14 protein-coding genes are annotated in these 21,255 nt (G+C 38.4%); 3 read left to right on the top strand and 11 right to left on the bottom strand.

All coding sequences use genetic code 11. From position 1 onward, the window contains the following. Positions 1-115 precede the first annotated feature (115 nt). The 6 genes from ASJ81_RS17905 to ASJ81_RS17885 form a co-directional block, all read right to left on the bottom strand. Entirely contained in the window at positions 116-1,918 is a 1,803-nt protein-coding gene (locus tag ASJ81_RS17905; RefSeq protein ID WP_245860273.1) for a hypothetical protein, read from the bottom strand. Positions 1,919-2,899: 981 nt separating this feature from the next. Beyond that, positions 2,900-3,850 carry a glycosyltransferase family 2 protein gene (locus tag ASJ81_RS17900; RefSeq protein WP_095645530.1) on the bottom strand — a complete coding sequence of 317 codons (951 nt, stop codon included), beginning with the start codon at positions 3,848-3,850 and terminating at the stop codon, positions 2,900-2,902. Between the two features lie 1,055 nt (positions 3,851-4,905). Next, on the bottom strand, positions 4,906-5,043 hold the full coding sequence (locus ASJ81_RS22985) for a hypothetical protein (RefSeq protein WP_170943393.1): 138 nt from the start codon (positions 5,041-5,043) through the stop codon (positions 4,906-4,908). Between the two features lie 501 nt (positions 5,044-5,544). Beyond that, positions 5,545-6,558, bottom strand: coding sequence for a hypothetical protein (locus ASJ81_RS17895; RefSeq protein WP_245860272.1), 1,014 nt, complete (start codon positions 6,556-6,558; stop codon positions 5,545-5,547). 505 nt (positions 6,559-7,063) lie between these two features. After that, positions 7,064-8,227, bottom strand: coding sequence for a glycosyltransferase family 4 protein (locus ASJ81_RS17890; protein ID WP_095645529.1), 1,164 nt, complete (start codon positions 8,225-8,227; stop codon positions 7,064-7,066). 8 nt (positions 8,228-8,235) lie between these two features. Beyond that, positions 8,236-9,366, bottom strand: coding sequence for a glycosyltransferase family 2 protein (locus tag ASJ81_RS17885; protein ID WP_245860271.1), 1,131 nt, complete (start codon positions 9,364-9,366; stop codon positions 8,236-8,238). 347 nt (positions 9,367-9,713) lie between these two features. On the opposite strand from ASJ81_RS17885, the gene wrbA reads away from it, so the two are divergent. Then, positions 9,714-10,355, top strand: a complete 642-nt coding sequence (gene wrbA, locus ASJ81_RS17880; protein ID WP_095645527.1) for an NAD(P)H:quinone oxidoreductase type IV — start codon at positions 9,714-9,716, stop codon at positions 10,353-10,355. A 75-nt stretch (positions 10,356-10,430) separates the two neighbouring features. Here the strand turns inward: wrbA and ASJ81_RS22980 are convergent, their stop codons facing one another. Together ASJ81_RS22980 and ASJ81_RS17875 are read right to left on the bottom strand one after the other, a co-directional pair. Next, the gene (locus ASJ81_RS22980; RefSeq protein ID WP_170943392.1) at positions 10,431-10,586 is read right to left on the bottom strand and encodes a hypothetical protein; all 156 of its coding nucleotides are present in this window, start codon (positions 10,584-10,586) and stop codon (positions 10,431-10,433) included. A 645-nt stretch (positions 10,587-11,231) separates the two neighbouring features. After that, positions 11,232-12,512: a PKD domain-containing protein gene (locus ASJ81_RS17875; protein WP_095645526.1), complete on the bottom strand. Its 1,281-nt coding sequence runs from the start codon at positions 12,510-12,512 to the stop codon at positions 11,232-11,234. A gap of 1,541 nt (positions 12,513-14,053) precedes the next feature. On the opposite strand from ASJ81_RS17875, the gene ASJ81_RS17870 reads away from it, so the two are divergent. Beyond that, the gene (locus tag ASJ81_RS17870; RefSeq protein ID WP_245860268.1) at positions 14,054-15,808 is read left to right on the top strand and encodes a glycoside hydrolase family 15 protein; all 1,755 of its coding nucleotides are present in this window, start codon (positions 14,054-14,056) and stop codon (positions 15,806-15,808) included. A gap of 214 nt (positions 15,809-16,022) precedes the next feature. Here the strand turns inward: ASJ81_RS17870 and ASJ81_RS17865 are convergent, their stop codons facing one another. Both ASJ81_RS17865 and ASJ81_RS17860 read right to left on the bottom strand, forming a co-directional pair. Continuing rightward, on the bottom strand, positions 16,023-16,460 hold the full coding sequence (locus tag ASJ81_RS17865; protein WP_095645525.1) for a GNAT family N-acetyltransferase: 438 nt from the start codon (positions 16,458-16,460) through the stop codon (positions 16,023-16,025). A gap of 67 nt (positions 16,461-16,527) precedes the next feature. After that, complete coding sequence (locus ASJ81_RS17860; RefSeq protein ID WP_095645524.1) at positions 16,528-17,805, bottom strand: M20 metallopeptidase family protein; 1,278 nt, start codon at positions 17,803-17,805, stop codon at positions 16,528-16,530. A gap of 477 nt (positions 17,806-18,282) precedes the next feature. On the opposite strand from ASJ81_RS17860, the gene ASJ81_RS17855 reads away from it, so the two are divergent. Further along, a complete protein-coding gene (locus ASJ81_RS17855) occupies positions 18,283-19,224 on the top strand; it encodes a nucleotidyltransferase domain-containing protein (RefSeq protein ID WP_095645523.1) in 942 nt (313 codons plus the stop codon). A 260-nt stretch (positions 19,225-19,484) separates the two neighbouring features. On the opposite strand, the gene ASJ81_RS17850 is transcribed toward ASJ81_RS17855, so the two are convergent. Beyond that, the gene (locus ASJ81_RS17850; protein ID WP_095645522.1) at positions 19,485-20,981 is read right to left on the bottom strand and encodes a PGF-pre-PGF domain-containing protein; all 1,497 of its coding nucleotides are present in this window, start codon (positions 20,979-20,981) and stop codon (positions 19,485-19,487) included. Between the last annotated feature and the right edge of the window lie 274 nt (positions 20,982-21,255).

Below are 21,255 nucleotides of genomic sequence, written 5' to 3'. Positions count from 1 at the left end.
GGGAGAGGAATATGAAAATATATACCTCTAGTTGCGTTAACCTGCCGAAGCTAGGATTGAACCTTTTGAACTGCTATATGCTCAGGTCAATTGAACCTTTTGAACTGCTATATGCTCAGGTCAATTGAATCTTTTGAACTGCTATGCTCAGTTTCCTGTTGTCATCTTTACTATTTAACTCTGGAATTTCACTTGGGCTTTCAGACCCTTCTGGCACATGCAGAAGGATGAGATTATCGCCTTTCTTTAAGCTAATTGGGATAGATATACTGGAAAAATCTGTAGTTATAGCTTGTCTGCCTTGAAGATCTTCGTTATTGTAAACCTCCAGTGTTCTCGGACTGTAGAAACTGAACGCCTGAATATTTAATGTAGCGTTTCTGACGCTATCTGAGTGAATTAATATTGTAGCATTGTCTGATATCCATCTGGTAGGTTTTCCACTTATATTTTCCAGCTCATTCCATCCGTCTTTTAAAATCAGAAACGACTTCAAAGGTTCTTTTTTGACATGGTACACGATTAGAGAATCTTCTTCATATGTTTTTCTTTCTGTGTTTAATGTTTTTTGTATCAGCTTCTCAACAAAGTCAATATCTTCGTCATTCATATAATTTGTATGCAAAATAATATACGATATATTATAATAATTTAAAATGGATGTTCCGACTTCATCTATATTCTGGTCCAGAATGTCAGCAGTAAATGGCTGCAAGTAGGTTAATTCCCTTACTACAGGTGTCTTGAGTTCAAAATCTCTCGCAGTAGACGGATATCTAGCAGCCCAGTTACCTACAACAGGTTTTCCATGTATTGTCTGATAATAAATGATAGTTGAACCTGCTAAATAATCTTTGGTTGCAGGGATTTCAAGCAGCGCGTAGTTACCTTTATCCTGTGAAATCTCTTTGTAAAATGAGGGTTCATCAACAGGTGATAAAGATACAGGAACTGCCAGATATTCGAAGATTATAAAACCGGTTATTACAATTGCAGACACCTTTTTATTAATCCTGTTAGATTTTAGCAGTTCTGTGGTCCCATAACCCATCAAAACTGCGAATGAGAGAGAAGCAATTACAAAAAATCTACCGGTTGTTCGGCAGTTGTCCAGAAATGGGATCACATGATACAAAACTAAATACGGAAGAGGAACAGTAGTATTGAACTCTGTAAATGAGGTATTACCGTTTACGTGAAGAAGTGGACCAAGGCTGATTAGCGAAAAAGACAGGGCAGCTATTAGCCAGAACTTTACATATTTATTTCCCTTCAATCTATGAGCTGCAAATAAAGAGAGAAAAATCACAGTGTATCCGATAAACATCGTGTTTTCACTGATGTTTCCTGAAAAATTGCTGTAAATGTTTGTAGTAATATTTCCAAAAACAGGATGCAAAACCGAAGGAAGAAAAAAGCTCAGTAAATCAGCTGAATACATAACCGCTTCAGAGGAGCCTAATTTTAAAAAATTGTCACCGGACGTTGCTGTTAGAATGTTTTCCAGCGTGAGAGGTATTATACCTATAAACGAAACAAATCCAAATAAGGTATATTTGCAGAAAGTTTGTTTCAAGATCTCTTTATAACTTGTTATCTCTTTAGAATCTCCTTTTCTTCTCATTAAGAACATATAAATTTCATATGTGAATAGTAGCATCACGAAAATTCCCATAAATACCATATATTGAAGGTCGCTCATGGCTACTAGAATAAAGAATATCCCCGCAAAAAAACTGTTTCGAACCCCGCCTTCTTTAAACATTTTCATCAAATACAGAGCGCAGAAAGGTATCCATTCAATACTGGTTGCCCCAAAATGGCCAAGTGAGTGTACAAAATGATAAGGTGAGAAAGCAAACACAATTCCTGCAATGAAAGAAGAGATTCTGTCATTAGTCAGATACCTTACAAGCAAATATGCACCGTATGCCCCAAAAATAAATGAGAATAACCATAGTATAGTGTATATGACGTGAATTTCCATTATACTGGATAAAATGTATGAAAGAATTTGATTAAATGCCGATTGAAAGGGTGAAGCTGGGATTCCATCCGGATAAAATATTAAATAATCGTGTGTTAATTTTGTTAGTCCAGGGTTGAATATCGCTACTGGCATATACCAGAGTATTCTTATCCATTGAAATGCGTCACCGTCTCCCGGAATATGATTACGTATATTGAAAACTACAGGATAAGTGAGTATAAAAGTTAATAAAGTATACAGTGTTAAGACACTGGCATGTTCTTTCAAACTTTTGGTGGAAAAGTTCAATATTTGGCTATTAATTAAGTGTTTTTTTAGCCATTTCGGTGTACCCGATATCATCGTTCCTCTCATGGGTAAAACTCGATTATGATTTTACTCGGTTATTTTAAGTTTATGTGAGATCAGCCTCTGGTTAGCCATTTGGCAAATTAATTATATATGCACTTAACTTTTTAAGTATTGTTTAGTTCTTCAAACTTCTTAGTTATTTGAATCTTTTATAATTCTTCAAATATTTTTAACGTCTATTTTTAAGTTATTCTTTTTTAAATTTTCTTTGTAAATATTTTTAAATTTTTTTAATCCTCTTTTTTAATTCCTGTTCTTTAATTATTATTTTCTTTAATTCTTTTTTTGTATGGAATTTCAGGGGTATTATTAAGTTAATGGTTGGGATTCCACTGAAGAGCCAGAATCAGATTTCTATTATTTTGTGGAAAGTTTAATGTTTTTACGGGTTATTTCTCAGGATATGTAGAAAACTTTGTGAAATAGTATCTCCATCAGTTTGAATTGAAGAAGCCACCCATTTGGCATATATTTACTCATAAACTTCAACCTTTTGGAACTGATCTGGATAGGGTTTCTAAGGAGCTGTAAAACGTTAAAACTGAAGTAACTACAATTTTACCTGCCATTTTCCAGTTCATAGCTATCGTATTTTATGATATAATCATCGTTATTTCTCGAGTTCGTGATCAGTTCTCCTATCAGGCCAAGGGAAATAAACTGAGCTCCAGTGACTGTAAGTAAGATTCCGAGCATGAGAAGAGGTCTATCTCCTATTTTTAGTCCTGTAGCCCACAAAACTATCAAATATATGGATATAATCACCCCGGATAACCCAAAAAGGATCCCTATACCTCCGAAAACGTGTAGAGGCCTCTTTTTGTACATCATCAGAAACGTAACTGTAATAAGGTCAAGAAATCCTTTCAATAACCTTTCAATCCCATACTTTGATTCTCCGTGTACTCTCGGGTGATGTTCAACTTCAATCTCTCCCACAGTGTAACCTTTCCAGTAAACAAGAGCCGGGATGTAACGATGAAGTTCTCCATACAAATTTATGTTTTTTACGACATAGTTATTGTATGCTTTATATCCGCAATTGAAGTCGTGGACTTTGACTCCAGTTATGAATCGAGTTAACCGGTTAAAGACTTTTGAAGGTAATGTTTTTGAAATAGGGTCCTGTCTTTTGTTTTTCCAGCCAGAAACCATATCATATCTTTTTAATTCTTCTATAAACCTGGGAATTTCGTTAGGATCATCCTGCAGATCTCCATCCATGGTGATGACAAAATCTCCTTTTGACCGTTTGAATCCGCAAGACAGAGCTGCAGCCTTTCCATAATTTCTCTGAAATCTTACAACCTTAACCTTAGAATTTTTTATTTTTTTTATTTCTTCAAAGGTACCATCTGTAGACCCATCGTCAATAAAAATGATTTCATATGTTATTTCAATTAGGGACGGTAGTGAAAGAGTACTGTATAGTCTCTCGTATAGTTCCAGTATATTTTCCTCTTCATTATGGACTGGGATTATAATTGATAAATTGGGTTTACTAGACATGCATATCCTCTAGAATGTGGCGGCGCACTCTGGAAAATATGCCGGAGTACGTGCTGTATAAACTGCTTCTGGTGTATAGTTTTTCGATTTTATAGTTGGTTTTTGAGATGTATATATTTAAGATGTATATAAATGTCCGTTTAAATGTTTAATGCTTATAAAAAACACAACTATGCGTACTACTGTATTATTTGCTTGGAAATACGGGCCAGTCTTTATAACCAAGTGTCAAAGTAGTCCAGACCTCGGTACTCAAGTTACAGAGAAAGAGGAGACAACTTAACTCATTCTTACCTATCCATACTAAATAATGTGAACAGGAGTTTAACTATAAAGCAGTCCACACTGTCAGTGCTCAGACTACTGAGATATGGACCATAAGTATAACCCATTTTGACCTAACACCACTAAATAATGTAAATCGGAATTTAACTACTTTTCTGACTCTTCGCAGTTTTTCTTAATTGTTTTATTTTGATTGAAAATAATTACCCAGTTAAACAATGTGACCCTAAACAAATAAACATTTGTCTTAGCATGTTTTTCCAAAAAAAACACATTCAAATATTATATACTTAGTATATGCTAAAACGACTTCCTTGAGATCTTGAGTAACCATCTTAGAAGACTCCACTCGGTTTAATCTCCAGAATTCTAGTGTCCATTACATCATTTCTTTGAATTGATGCCAAAACCAATTTGACTCGCACTCAGTAAGATATTAAGAGTTATATCAGTAAGATTTTAAGAGTTATATTAGTAGATTAAGGACCATGTCAGAACCATCTTTCAGGATCAGAAACTTTACTGGTCGTTTATAACTCCAAGTTTACAAAAACAACTTTTTTTGGTCAGCTCAACATTAATCCGTTGATTCGCAGACTGAGCAGGCACTCCCATGAGTGCAGCTGAGGATATAGATCCACACCTTCTGCAGTAGTAAAACTCATTTGAGCCTAGTATCTGCTTTTTGAGAAGTGTACCACAATGGGTACACTCCAAAGAGAACTCAAACATATTATTTTCACTCCAAAGAGAATTCAAAAACGTTATTGTTACTCCAGGATTATTAATGGTTCAAGCCTTGCAGTATTTTTCCTTGTCCAGTACCCACACACAGAGCAATACTGAAAATCCCTGAATGTATCATTTTCAAGCCTGGAGCTACACTTTGGACATTTTTTCAATAACATTTAATAATCTCCTGTTTTCCAAAGATACAGATAAAATTGATTCATAACTCATTGGAGAATTTACACTTGTTAAACGATTCAACCATCATGGAATTTAATGGTATATAGAGAAATTGTCCATGTATTAAGCTGAACCTGTAACGGAGGTAATTACATTCAGCAGATGCTATACAATATAAATGTCCGTTTTTTGAAAGATGAATTTTGGTTTGAAAGTGGATTTTGGTTAGTATTCGTTTTGGTTTTAGAGTAGATTTTGTAGTATTCGTTTTGGTTTTAGAGTAGATTTTGTAGTATTCATTTTGGTTTTTTTGGTTTGAAAGTGTATTTTGGTTTAGCATCCGTTTTGATTTGAAGGTGAATTGGTTTAGTGTTCGTTTTTCCAAATATCAGAAAAAAAGATGGAAAGATAAATTTTAATAGAATTCTTTTTCAACTTCCCTTCTTTTTTCCTTGTTAATTTCCCATCTCACTTTAATCAAATTTTAAATCTGCCAAAACTTAAGCTTCGGTGCTATTATTGACGCTGTTTTCAGGCATTCTTCCGGGACACATTGGGAAATTGCCTCCATGCTGCATCGGATCTTGTTCGGGACCCATTCCAGGACCCATTCCAGGCATTCCCTGTGAAGAGGACATAATCTCTTTAAGGTCTTCAAGGGACCCAACTGCGTTGATATTATCCATTAGAGTGGTAAGTTCCGTGATTTTGTCGTTGAGTTCTGTGACATTCTCATTGCTATCATTGGTTTTGTTTTCACTCTTGCTTACTTTAGCTTGAATGTGTTCAATTTCTCTTTCAATTGAGTCAACAGCCTGAGTCTTCATATGAGTTAATACAACTTCTTGCAATTCTGCTGCACTGGAGGCTGCACTTACATTAGTAGATAAATCTTCAAGCTCAGTTATCTTCTCATTGATCATCTCAGTTCTGTTTTCATCAGTGGTGTTTTCCAGCTGCTTGTTAAGCGTTTCAGTCATATTTCCGATTGAATTGACGATGTCGGTCTGGACTTCAGTATAATTGTCATCAGTTACGTTTTCAACCTGATCAAGATTAAATAGTCCAGGCATTCCACAAGGTCCCTGATTCATTCTATCAGATCCTCTGTGCTTCCCATCCGGTCCGCATCCGTCCACACGTGTCTGACTGCGCAGAACTTCCTGAAGCTCGGAGGCACTGGATGTTTCACTTACATTAGTATAGAAACTTTGAAGCTCAGTAATTTGTTCACTGATAGAATTAAGTATATCGGCCCTAACGTCGGTGAAGTTATCTTCAGTTATGTTTTGCGCAGGAGCAAACTTTGTACTGTTTTCTGCAGCATAGGCTCCTGAAGGGAGAATACATAACACCATTAGTACCGTTGCAAAACGGGAAATTGATTTTAATGAGTTTGTTATCTTCATATTCTCATCCGTTCTTGACTTATTCATTGTTCCGTTTTTCTTGCAGGCTATCAACCTGCTGACAGCCTTGAAATTAGCTGGCTTAAATATAAGCTTACTTCTCACGATAAAGAGATTAAAGAGAATCATTTTAAGAAAAAAGCTTTATTGTACCTTTAAACTCAGAGTAAACCTTAAAAAACAAAATTAAAACTTATCGGAATCCTCAAAAACCGTATATAAAATACAGATGACTATTAATTTATTTCAAATATTCTTCAGAGAACGAATATATTCTAAAACAGAAATATTCTAAAACAGAAATATTCTAAAACAGAAATATTCTAAAACAGAAATATTTTAAGATAGAAATATTTTAAAATAGAAAGGTACTAAGTTTCTTTGAGTAACTCACCCGTATTAGAAGTAACTGAATAGAGAAAAATAGCTGAATAGAGAAGTAACTGAATAGAGAAGTAACTGAATAGAGAAGTAACTGAATAGAAAAATAGCTGAATAGAGAAGTAACTGAATAGAGAAATAACTGAATAGAGAAATACTCATGCCAACACTTCAAACAGAGAATCTCTAATCTTTTTATACAGGTATACTCAGATACTCAACATTAATCTTACTTTATACAAGCTTCAAACATTAACTGAACATCTGTAACTATTTCTTCCCAGTCATAGTTTTCAGATTTCCGCAATGCGGCTTCCGAAGCTTTTTTACTCCTTGAGGTATTCCCAATTATTTTTACCACGGCTTTTGCAATCTCCCTCTCATCAAGTTCCACAACAAACCCGTCAACTCCATTTTCAATGAGTCCCTGTGCGGCGTTATACTTTGCTCTGACCGTCACCACAGGTATTCCGCAGGCAAACGCCTCGATAACCACCATCCCGAACCCTTCACGGCTTGAAGGCAGTACAAGCATCTTTGAAGCCTTGATCTTTCCGATTAATGTCCCATACTCCTGAAAGCCTGCAAACTCGATATTTTCGTAAACTCCGATTTTCTTTGCTAGTTCCACCAGTGCTAACTTTTCAGGTCCGTCCCCAACAATACAGCACCTGAGATATGGAAAATCGGCTTTAAGAAAAGCTACAGCTTTAATCAGCAGGTCAACATTTTTTTCCTTTATAAGACGGCCAGCAAAAATGAGATCATAAGTTTTACATTCAAGACCCATAGGGTTCTTTCCCCAGTTGGGCTCAATCCCGGAGATTTTTTTAAGATCGATCCCGTTAGAGATAACCGTGATCCTTTCTTCAGGCACACCGAGTCCTTCAAGTCTATCCTTCGTCCATTTCGAGACCGCAATATTATTCCTTGATAGCTTGGAGACTGCCTTCTCAACTAGCAGTCCAAAAATCCCTGCCCTCCCTAAATATTCATACCAGTAGTCATCCCATACCTCGTGCCAGGTAAATACTGAAGGCACTTTTTCGAAGACTGAGATCGCTTTTACGGTAAAACAGGAAAAATAGGGGAAGACACTCACATCTATAAGGTCAAAGTTTTCTTTCATGAGCGCAGGAAACAGTTTTATAGCGAAAATTATTGCCTCGGAAATCGAGCGTCTACCATTGACATATAGATTTCGAGCTTTACAAACACCGTGAAGGTTCATACCTTCATATTCAAAATTATCTTCTCCTTCCCACCACTTGATTCCGAAAATGTGTACTTCGTGCCCCCTGGCCGAGAGACGCTTTCCCAGTTCATGGATGCGCATTTCCGCACCGCCCTTGACCCATGGATAAACAGCATCATACACAAAAGCGATTTTCATTGCACCACTTACCAGTCAGTGTCCACTTCAAGGAGCATTACACTCAGGATAATTGCCGAAAAAATCATCTGAAGGCCAATAAAGGCAAACACCATTGAAATGACTGCACTTTTCACTTCCGAGAGAGAGCCGTATCCTGAGCTGATCCAGGTGTACACTACCTTCAACCCAAGCAGGAGGCCTGCAATAAGTATGATTGAACCTGCAAACAGCTCTTTTTCAAGAGAATGGTAGTTCAACCATTTTGTAGTGTTTCCCTTATTATTAGGGTACATGCCGCGGATAAGACCATACGTTTTCAAATAACCGCCAGTAGAGAGAGCCTGTCCTCCGAGAATCAAAAGCATACAGCCTAAAATGAAGGAATGAAACCTGTTTTCTGCCACATCTCCGGTAAGAAGGAGAGAACCGGTTATCAGGACTCCAAGGACGAAAACCACAGCTCCAGGTAGAAAAAGAAAAGGCAAAGGGCGATATAGCATCATAAACCTTATATGCCGCCAGCCGTCCTGAAAAGAACGAAGTTTGGAGGGAGCCCGGCGTGAGTAATAAGTTATGGGGACTTCTTTTATTCTCAACCCGCATTTTGCGGCTTCAATTACCATCTCGGATGCAAGTTCCATGCCGTGAGTTTTAAGGTTCATTTTCTCAAGGGCTTCTTTTGTAAAAGCTCTCATCCCACAGTGAGCATCTGAAATTCTCGTCCCGAAAAGAAGATTGAGTATTGCCGTCAGGAAAGGATTGCCTATATACTGATGCAGCCAGGGCATAGCTCCTTTTTTGATATCACCTTTAAGCCTGGTACCCATTATAAAATCCGCTTCTCCTGCCATAAGAGGATCCAGGAACTTATCAAGCTCAAGCAGGTCATAGGTATTATCGGCGTCGGCAATAGCAATATAGTCTCCTTTTGCTTCGGCCAGCCCTTTTAGATAAGCGTTTCCATAACCTTTTATCGGGCCTATTACCTTTGCACCCATTGAAGCTGCAATTTCTGCGGTCCTGTCTGACGAGTTGTCAGCAACTATTATCTCTCCTTCTATACCATATTTTTTGAATATAGACTGAGCTTTCTCTATGCAAATTCGGATGGTTTCTTCTTCATTCATGGAAGGCATTACGATAGAAAGAGAAGACATGTCCAGCTTATAAAGCACTATAGCCTAATAACTATTTTGATACGTTTTATTCTCAGGAATTTGTACTCCTCTTTAGTTATCAAAATACCCTCAACAGGTTAAAGAACAAACCAGGAAATAAACCAGGAAATAAACCAGGAAATAAACCAGGAAATAAACCAGGAAATCGGATCAGGAAATCACGAGTACTGAGCCAGGGAAAAAGCTTAACTCCTGCTAATAAGCTATATAAGGTATTAGAAAATTATTTTTAAGAAGGGATCCGGATTTTTCCGGAATTATCAATTCACTTCATGTATATTTAAGGCGTTTTACTTACTTTTAATTGGCTTTAACGGGGGATTTTAATGGTTAAGGTAAACGTGATATTTCACAGTATTCATGGTCACATATATAAAATGGCAGAAGCTATAGCTGATGGAGCCAGAGAAGTCAAAGGAGCTGAAGTAGAGATTTATCAGGTACCTGAAACCCTGCCTTACGAAGTCCTGGAAAAAATGGGGGCAATCGAAACAAAAAATCTTTTTGCTCATATTCCCGTGGTTACCAGGAGTATGTATGAAGATGTATTTGCAGGAGCAGATGCCCTTATATTCGGGACACCTACACGCTATGGAAATATGACTGCTCAGATGCGTACAGTTTTTGACGGCCTTGGAGGGCTCTGGAGTAGAGATGCTCTAGTTGGAAAGGTAGGAAGCGTCTTTACATCAAGTGGGACACAGCATGGAGGCCAGGAATCTACAATTCTCACAACGCATGTTACCCTTCTCCATCTCGGAATGATCATCGTAGGGCTTCCGTATTCAGAAAAACGTCAAAGAAGAATGGATGAAATTACAGGAGGTAGCCCATACGGAGCTTCAACGATTGCAGGAGCAGATGAAAACCGCCAGCCTTCTGAAAATGAACTGGAAATGGCCCGTTATCAGGGTAGATATGTAACCCAAATCGCAAAAAAACTCGCTGGAAGAGAAAAGGAATTGTAAAAATAAAAAGATTGGAAAACATTTCCTTTTTAAGGATGTTCTCCGCATTTTTAGTTTTTTTCACATTACAAACGTTCAACTAAAGCTTGGAAAAGTCATACTTCTGGATTCAACTTTACTCTGGGCTTTTATCAGGCACGCCAAAGTACAGTAAGTTGCTTTTTCCTCAGCCTTTTCAAGAACAAAGAACTCTTTCCCACACGTGGGACATATTTTTTTTACGTAAGACATTGTAAACACTCATTCTCTGTAGTGAGTGATTTTTTAATATCCGTTTTTAAGGCATTTATTAAAATAGCACAATAAAATATAAACTTTTTTATTTAGTTTATATATATCTATAATAAGAAATTAAAATTTTTTTACTGGATGGGTTACGAGATTTTGATCAAAATCGGGATAGGTAATCGGGATAGGTAATCGGGATAGGTAATCGGGATAGGTAAAAGTATATTTTAAGAAAGAAGTTGTATTAAAATTGAATAATCTTTAGAATTAGATCATAAATACTGTACCAAGAAATAAACTTAGGATTACAAATGGCAAAAAAACAGAACCTTCTGCAACAATTTTAGGCTAGCCTGCCAAAGTCATAGAAGCTAAAAAGTTCCTGAAAATCGAAAAAAATAACTTTCAAATCTGACAAAACAAGGTCATTATGCCATTTTTGTCAGATTTGGTTCTGTTCTACTGTAAATATTTATATTTGATTTATGGAAAGAACCAGAGATATAGGTTTTCAATAGAGTTAGGTATATCTTTTGTTTTGTGTTCTTCCTTACTCTAACTTAAATTAACTTTTTGCTCAAATATTTAGATAAGCTTTTACTTGATATAGCTGTAATCATTTCCGTACTTGCTACAATTGACTATGTTTTATCTTCTTCTGTAGAGTGCTACTCCAAGAAGTCCGATTACTCCATAAATCATTTCGAATCCAGGAGACTTTTCGTTTCCAGTTCCAGAAGCATTTGAGTTTTGTGCCTGCTCAGGCGTCTGTTCGTCAGTGTTTGCTTCCGTACTTTCGTTTTCCTGTTCAAAGCCCTGAGTTTCAGGTTCGGACTGTGTTTCGTTTACAGCTTCTGTTACATTGCTTTGAAGTTCAGGAGAAGCACTTAAGTTATCGCTAACGTTTGTTGCTGTGCTATTATTTTGATCAACACCAGTAGATTCAGACTCAGTTCCACTCATATGTATTACTGTATTAGAAGTACTGGTATTACTGCTGAGACCAACACCGCCACTACTACTGCTGCTGTGATGGTGGTGGCTGCTACTACTGCTACTACTGCTACTACTGCTGCTGTCATCGTTAGCAATAGCTTCTTCCGTTACGTTTACCACATGAACTTTTGAGAGAGATCCAACTTCGTTGCTTGCCGTGAGTGTTACTGTATAGTTTCCTGCTGTGGAATAAGTGTGTGTTGGGCTCTCATCTTCTGAAGTGTCCCCGTCTCCGAAGTCCCAGACCCATTCGGTTGCATTCTGGGATAAATCTGTAAACTGCACAGAGCCACTTGAATTATCTGCACTAAAGTCAACTATAGGAAGACCGTTGTGTACGGATATTTCTTGAGTTTTTGCGCTCCAACCATTTGAATTGTTTACTGCAAGGATAACAGTATAGTCTCCATCGGCAGAGTAATTATAAGTTGGGTTCCGCTCTGTCGAGATATTTCCGTCCCCGAACTTCCAGTACCAGGAAGTTGCATTTGTACTGTTATCGGTAAATGATACATTCAACGGTGCACTTCCATAAGTGGGAGATGCAGTGAAATCTGCAGTTGGTGTGCTTGAGTTACCCATATTGGCTGTTACATAGGCAACCTTTGTAAGTGAGTTGTTTCCTTCAGGTCCCCATGCGACCAATGTAACATTATAAACACCGGGCTTTTTAAAATAATGACCGGTTGTAACGTTTTCACTATCGTTTCCTTTGCTGTAAGTAGTGTTTTCTGTCACTACATTTTCAAATACAAACTTCCAATCAGTAACGTTCCCGGTGACATCACCAGTAAATCTGGTATTTAAAATAACAGTTCCATTTGTAATGTTAGAAGAAAAGTCATTAACTTGTACATTGCCTTCTGCTAAAGTTGTGGGCACTAAAAGTGTTACTAATACTAGTAAAACCATAGGCAAGAGAATTTTTTTCATATCGAGTTCTCCTCAGGACTAGTGCACTTGATATACAAAATAAAGCAAGAGCAAATTCATTCTGAACACTTGGTTCATACAGCTTGAAGATTTATGCCGCTTATTTTATCTCAGTTGCTTAAGTCCCATTTTTCTTTAATTGTCTACCGGCTATTTGCCGTTTGACAGTTCCAAAATTGACTGACTTATATATAAAGCTATTTTTTAGAGTATTCAAAAAATAATTCAATTTATAAAAACTATTTGGACTTTTTTAAGAAATTAGCAGGATTTACAAGATTTTTTTAGTAAAAATACAATTTTAATTGATTAATTAGTAATTCAAAAATTCAACTAACTTTCAATTCAAGTTTATAGCTTTATTAGTTCTTGTTTTAAAGGCAAAACATAATATAATATAAAAACCGGATCAAGAGGTACAGTTTTAAAAAAAACAAATCAAAAATATAAAACTTTAGTTTAGTTCACATTTTATTTTAAGGATGAATTAAGGCCATCATTTAAAAAATTAGATTTTAAAAGCGAAATTTTGAAAGAAGAGCTTTCTAAATATCATTAATGCCAAAAATAAACTATAGTAACGTTTGATTTTAATCCTTTAACTCAAAATCCCAGCGACTTAAAAATATAAGAAAGTTACTTTAAAAAAACTGTGAATTTTTTAAAAAAGTTGATACTCCACTGACCCATATATTTCGCCAATTCATGTTACAGTAGTTTAAGAGAGACTAAATTTGTTGTTTGCAGCTACTGAAAAACCCAGGGATGAAGTATCTTTTGGTACTGTACTTTTTTGGTAATTTTCTGAATATTTTTAGCTGAAATTTTGGTCAATTAAAATTAATTATAAACTTCCCTTCCTTTTTCGTTCTCACGAAACTATTGAAGAATACATTTTACCTATCTCAGTCGAATGTTCCACAACTTGCTGCAAGGTGAACCAGTACAACTTTGATAGAGTTACTTGGATACCCAGAAAAGTGACATAAACAGTCTTGTTACTTGTAAAGAGACTTACCAACTTCCCGCATTGATTCAAAACTGCAAATGAGCAAGATATTTTTTAAGGCTAAAATCCGGTTCTTGCTAAAATATTCTGTACCAAGCTATTTTAGGTAATACAGTCATTTTTGTGATGGTTATATAAAAAAGAGAATTCAACAAGGTAGAGCCATTATAACACACTTTGGTAACCTGAGCTGAAACTTTAATTTTTGAGTTATGTAGTTTATAGGTCATGAAAACTAAAAAAGCAGGGGGTATCCGGAATTAGACCGCTAATTTTCGGAAATGGAAGAATCCTGATCTGCGAAGACGAAAAAGGGATTATAAGAGATATATATTTTCCATATGTAGGACTTGAAAATCATGGAAACTCTATAAAAGTTGGCATATGCGATCTTGATTCCCTTTATTGTAGCTGGCTTGAAAACTGGAAAATTCGTCAGAGATATAAATCCGAATTTAAGAAGGATTTCTGCAAGCGTATTCTTGAAATCTCAGACGAGAACAGGGAAGGCGTAAGAAGGAAAAACAATATTATGGAAAGCAATCAGGAAGTCCCTGAGGCCTGCATGGGAGTTATCTCTAATATAGGGGAAACAGTATTCGAAAACCCGGAAATCGGACTTCAAATCACTATCTGGGAAGCTGTCCATCCCTCGGCAAATATTTTTTACAGGACTTTTAAGGTCACTAATACCTCTAATAAGTGCAAACATTTACGTCTTTTCTCAAACCAGAATTACCGAATTCTTGAGACAAAAATCGGAGAAACGGCCGTAATCGATAAACATACGCTTATACATTACAAGCGCGACCGTTACTTCCTGCATGCAAGTGACCCTGCGTTTGACCAGTATGCAGTTGGAACTGCAGAGTGGAAAGGGCTTGAAGGCACCTGGAGAGATATGGAAAACGATGCCTCCCTCAGTGGGAATATTGTTGCTCACGGCTCGGTAGATTCCACCCTTGGTTGGACTCTTCCTGAACTGAAGCCAGGAGAATCGGCAAGAATACACTACTGGATAGTTCTCGGAAAAAAGTACTGTAGCGTGCTTCAAACTCATAAACAGGAAAAGAAAGCCGGAAGAAAAGCCCTTTTTTATCATAACTTCAATTTCTGGAGCTCATTTATTGAGAGAGTGTCCGTCCTTCCGGAATTTTCCCGTATATCTCAGTTGCCACATAATGTCTTAAAGTGTTTTTACAGAAGCCTTCTTGCAGTTGTCGCGCACATGGACATCACAGGCTCGATAATTGCATCCTGCGATTCGGATATAAAGCAATTCGGAGCAGACCTTTATACCTACTGCTGGCCCAGGGATGCAGCCTGGGTTTGCCTTGCACTCGATAGGGCACGATATCATCACCTTACCTCAGAGACTTTTGAATTTTTCTCAAAAATCATCACCCCTAGAGGCAACTTTCTCCATAAGTATACCCCTGCCGGAGATTTCGGGAGTACCTGGCATCCTGTCCCTATGATTCAGATCGATGAAACAGGACTTCCTCTTTACGCTCTCTATAACAACTGGGAAATTGCAAAGAGTGTCTGGACTACAGGCAGATACTACAGAAGACTTGTAATTCCCACAGCTAGCTATCTTATAAAATCCATTGACACGGAAACAGGTCTTCCAATTTCAAGTTTTGACCTGTGGGAAGAACGAAAAGGTGTGTATACATACAGCGCTTGTACTGTATATGCCGGCCTCATCGGGGCCTATGAACTCTCTCGTTCTCTTGGTGATTATGACAACGCAGACATCTGGAAGAAAGCTTCAGACCGAATACGGAAGTCCATACTGGAGAAACTTTACGATAAAAAACTGAAGTGTTTCCGCCGCGCTCTTGACGATTCAACTCTTGATTCTTCGGTTTTTGCAGTCTGGTACTTCGGAATTCTTCCCCCGGATGACCTCAGGGTTGTCCAGACAATGGAAGCTATCGAACGTGAACTTAAGCGTCCCTCAGGCGGAATAGCCAGGTACCTTCATGATACTTATTTTGGCTATATGAATAGCTGGATTATCTGTACTCTCTGGCTCTCACAGTGGCATTCCGCAGTTGGCAACCTTGACCAGGCTCTCAAACTCCTGGAATGGTGCGCAGATCACGCCTACCCCACAGGCCTCCTATCCGAACAAATTGATGACAGAGGCAAACCTCTCTCCGTCCTACCCCTGGCCTGGTCCCACTCAGCCTATATATTGGCTGTCCTCGAATACCTGCAAGCCCTTGAGAAAAAAGAGGGTAATTACTGCCTCAGTTTGGAGAAACAAAACCAAGAATAATCACGAAAAATTCAGAGATTGTCAATCTCGCCTCATAATTCAATCCTCTTAGCTCATCTCAGCATCTTCATCATATTTCAGCCCTCTTGAGCGAAGCGAAAAGGGTGTGCCGTACTTCCGAGAAGGAAATCGGGAAGTGAAAAGGGTGCCGTACTTCCGAGGAGGAAATCGGGAAGTGAAAAGGGTACCGTCCTACCGAGACGAAATTTGGGTGTTAAAACATTTTCTCAAAGTACAGGTACCCCCTCTCTTCTTTCTGAAAAGTGAAACCATGTTTGAGGTACATATCTATCGCTTTCGTGAGGGTTGAATCGGTTTTAAGAAACGCACCTGAGCAGTTTTTCTCAGCAAAATCGAGAGCAGTTTTAAAGAGCTGTTTTCCGTAGCCTTTGCTTCTGAAAGCCTTTTTAAGATAAATACGTCGGATTTCGCACAAGTTTCCATCAAGTTTTCGGACGCCTGCAGTGCCTACGACTTTGCCGTCAACAATCCCCACGAAAAACATGCCTCCGTTTCCAAAGTAATAACTGTTTATATCATTGAGGTCGGCATCTTTTAGCCTGTCAGGTTCAAAGCCGTGCTCCATCAAAACTCCAAGCACAACTTCACAGACCTCTTTCTTTCTGGAATCGTCATATCTCTGGATTATCATTTAACTCATCCCGCAAAGAACAGTTCATTTCCTGCTCACCTATCACAAGGGACAGTTCATTTCCTGTTCACCTGTCGATTTTCAGGCTTTTTCTTAAGGGTTCTGTGTTAAAACAGCCCTGAGAATTAAGATATTTTTCCGGGTTTTTGAGAAAGTCCAGAGAAAGAGTATAAAATATCTCAGTACCGGTAACCAGGATCTCTTCATCAATATCAAACTTGCAGGAGTGATTGATTTCCACAATCTTTTTTTCCTGGTTTAGGGTACCCAGGGAAATGAAAATTCCCGGAACTTTCTGCAAGTAACTTGCAAAGTCTTCGGCGGCAAAGGTTTTTTCGAGTTCAGGGTAGACTGTAAGTTCCGGAAAACTTTCCTGCAGCTTTGAATTTACAGCACTTGTGAACTTAGGATTATTCACAAGAACAGGATAGCCATGCAGTATATCGAGCTCGTAGTCCGGAAAACCTGAAAATTCTTCTCCTGGTTTTGCATATCTTTTTACTACCTCGTCCAGACACTCTTTTATTGTCCTGTCAATGATATCCGTAGTTTCCCGGTCAAAAGTTCGGTAACTTCCAAGAATCTCTACAGTGTCAGGAACTCTATTGAACTGAGCTCCTCCTCGAATCCTTCCTACTCCAACAATATACTTGTCCGATTCAAGCTGTTTTTTCAGGGCAGGATAAAGGTTACTCAGAAAATCCGTTGCCATTCGGACGGGATCAATGCAGCTTTCAGGCTTTGAGATATGGCCTCCCTTTCCTTTAACGATCACTTCAAACCGATTAGTGCTTGCCATGAAAGGTCCGGGACGAAAACCCACACTTCCAGACTCGTGATTTGTAAAGATGTGCATACCCATAATCGCATCTACACCCTCAAGCCCTCCCTCTGCAATTACCCTCTCCGAGCCTCCCGGAGGAATTTCTTCGGCAGGCTGGAAGATAAGGCGGACTTCTCCCGGAAAATTCCTGTTCTCCTGAAAAAGCCGTGCAGCCCCAAAAAGCATTGCCATGTGTCCGTCGTGTCCGCAAGCGTGCATTATTCCATCGTTTCTGGAGATATAGTCAGTATTTCGTTCAGTTAACTCTTCCTGCACCTGCAGTCCATCCGTATCCGATCGAAGGGCAATACAGGGACCAGGTAACGTCCCCCGGATGCTTGCAAGTACACCGGTATCTGCTATTTTTCTGGCTTCTACTCCCAGTTCTCCAAGGATTTTCAGGATTTTTTTCTGGGTCTCGTATTCTTCAAAACTGAGTTCAGGATATCTGTGAAATTCGCGCCTGAGCTGTATAATCCAGGCTTCAAGCGCTTCTGTACTCGGATTTTCTCTCAAAAGCATTCCCTCGGATGTTCTGCATTTGCAGCCTATTCCGTTACTCGTCCGTAATACTTATCGTCTTTATATCGACTGGTAGTAATATTAAGAATTTTTTATCTTAGGGTGTTCTATTTCAATATACTTTATTTATGTCTATTTTATTCCTTCAGTATATTTCCCTTAAGTCTTTCAGTATATTTCCCTTAAGTCTTTCAGTATATTTCCCTTAAGTATCTGTAACTCCAGGTATATTATCCATTTTGCTACGTCATTTATTACATAACATGACATTTGTTACATAACATACCGTTTAATCCAGAACTTTTCGCTAAAGCCTTTTTTTAAAAGGCTTTTTTTAAAACACCTGATAACTATATACAGAATTATTACAATACATTTCATATTATTCATTATAAATTATTATAAAGTTCAGCCGTTAAGGTTCCTTAAACCCGAGTACTTTGCAGTACTCCCATAGTTTCCAGGATGATGGTATAAATGCTAAAAACACGCCTGAGGGATTTTCTTGTCACGAAAGACAACTGGCTTTTTGCGGTTTCGGACTATTTCCGTAGGGATGGAATCCGCGCCACACTCCGCTACGTGCCCGATGAGAACGGGGAAAGAGAGTTAAACGGAGTACGATATAAAAAATATGACTTCGGCCCGGCTTTTGAATTTATGAGAAAACATAAGCCTGAATGGGTGCAGGATGTTCATGTAGTGCCTGAATCCGAGGTAAATCAGGTGCTTCGCCCATCGGATGCAATTCCCAGGCTTGTAAACTCTGACAGCCGCGTAAGGGCAATCGTAAAAACCCTTGACCTAGCAGGTATTCCCAGGACAAGCATGGGAGTTACGGGCTCAATGCTCGCGGGACTCCAGAACGAAAACTCGGATATTGACTTTGTTGTTTACGGCCCTGTATGGTTCAGGGCAAGGGATGCAATAACCGCTGCAAAACAACAGGAAGGACCCATTGAAGAAATCAATGAGGAAATGTGGAAGAGAATCTATACTAAGAGAATTCCGGAGATTTCATTTGAGGAGTTCATGCTGCACGAATCGAGAAAAGGTAACAGAGGAATGGTCGAAGGAACTTACTTTGACCTCCTTTTCGTAAGGGAATGGGACCAGATTAAAGAGCCTCTCCTGCGTGGGAAGGATACTGTCAAAATGAAAATCGAAGCCAAAGTTACAAATGCTGACTTTGCTTTTGACAGCCCTGCGTATTACAAGGTCGAACACGATGAAATAGACCACGTACTATCATATACCCATACCTATGCAGGCCAGGCGCTTCCCGGAGAACTGATAGAAGCTCGAGGCATCGTCGAAGAAGTAGGAGATAGCAAGCGGCTTGTTGTGGGCACTTCAAGGGAGCCAAAAGGAGAATGGATAAGGTCTCTTACCTGGCTTGAGAAATGCGGATATCGGTAAAACGATGCGGATATCGATAAAACGATTGGATATCGGTAAAATGATGTGTATATCGGTAAAATGATGTGTATATCGGTAAAAAAGCAAAACATAAGCTTAAGGAATGAAGTTATTCAAGGAATGCAGATTTCTACTTCAGCATCCAGACTAAGGTAAAAAGTTGAAGAGAGGATAGAAAGGAAAATAAAACCTCGAAAAAGGCTTTCAACAAAAAAAATTATATTCCAGCTTTTGTTTTAATTATCTTTTCTATCCCCGGATTATTTATTTCTATTTAATAAGCCATACAAAACCAGTAATTCAACCACTACAAAGTGCAATTTAAACCCTGGAGAGCTTTTTGACTCTTCTTTTTTAAAATCTGAAGCAGGAAACTCCTGTTTATCCTTTTCAGACGTATTCTCCTCGTTCAGGGTCTGATTTTTCCCGATTTTGGACGACGGAATTTCAACCGACTGAATTATCTTTTCGCTGCATGAGATTGCAAAATGAGAAAAGCCAGATGTTTCTGCGGTAAAGTAGAAATAAACTCCATCTTCTCTACTCAAGGTTGTAGGTAGTGGGTTCCATACTCCTTCACTGTAGCGGTACAGGGTTACAGTATCTTTACTGACTCCCTGTTCGGTAGTCCAGTCCTTGCTTACTTTGAAATTTATTTGGGCATTCTCAAAATTTTCCTGGTTTGAAAAGCCACTGTTTCCAACCCAGATATTTATATTCCTGTAGACAGTTCCGGGTGCAGGTTCCTTAACAATTGAAGATGTATTTTTTAGTATTTCTACAATAGCAGTTATTTTTCCAAAATTCTTTTTCGGATCAAACTCCACAGAGACTATTTCGTTTGTTTCGCCTTTAAAAGTGAAACATGTGTGGACCTCTTTGAAAACCTGTTCACTCGAAATTTCCTTTAGTTCGACATTACTGGTTGATTCAGGAGAGACAGAACCTCCTCCGCCTCCTCCACTCCCTCCACTTCCTCCGCTACTTTCCCTACTTTCATAACTGGAAACTCCCTCGGTCACGGTTATATATCCTGCTTTTGTTTGGGTAATATTTCTATACTTATTATTAGTTGCTTTTAATATTACAGTGTAGGTTCCAGGACTCTCATAAGTGTAAACCGGATTCCTTTCGTTTGAGTCAATGTTCCCGTTTCCGTCAAAGTCCCACTTCCAGGAATCAGGGTTGAAGGTAGATAAATCCGTGAACTGGACAATCAGAGGTGCAGGGCCAAGGAGAGGAACTGCGGAAAAGTTGGCTTCAGGAGGTGAAGAAGTAACCATTACTTCTGAAAATCCTTCTACAGGGACAGCAGAAACAGAATGAGCAGAGATCCTACCCGTAAGTGTAAAGTTTCCAGGTTCGTAGTTTGAAGGCACAGTCACATTATACACAACTGTCCTTTCTTCCCCTGCTGAAAGGTTCTCAACCCAGATCCATTCCAGAGTGGATGCTTTGAATGTGCTGGTTTCCTGGAATATAGCCCCATTATTTTCCCATTCACTCACCTGCCACCCTTCAGGGAGATTTTCATCGAGCGTCAGAGATTCAATATCCTGATCTGTAATTATATGTACAGTTATTGCAAAACTTTCTCCTGGATTAACCGTTCCGGCAGAAATCTCCCTGTTTGCTTCTATTCCTGCGGCTGAAGCAGGGAGAATTATCCAGGCAAATAAAATAATCAGAGCGAAGCCTGAAACAAGGCCTGATAGTTTAATCCAGCTTTTATTCCTGAAAGCTTTGATGAGATTCATAAGAAAGGATCCTTAATTCTTTTCCAGATTTTACGGGTTACCCGATTTACGGCCATATAATTTGTTTTTGAGCTGTTCCTTCCCCGATTTATCTTTTAGCTCATTTTTCTATTAGGTATGTGTTTTTCAGATCATTTCAGATACAACGAAATAACTTTGTGATAATATTAACTATGTACTTCTGTATATTATTTATAACTGTCTTTTACCCTTTTATTCTAAAAATAAAAAGTAAACTATCTACAGTCTGTAGCCTTTGAAAAACGCTAAATCG

The sequence above is a fragment of the Methanosarcina spelaei genome (assembly GCF_002287235.1).
GTDB classification, from domain to species: Archaea; Halobacteriota; Methanosarcinia; order Methanosarcinales; family Methanosarcinaceae; genus Methanosarcina; species Methanosarcina spelaei.
This window is presented reverse-complemented; position numbering and strand designations above follow the sequence as displayed.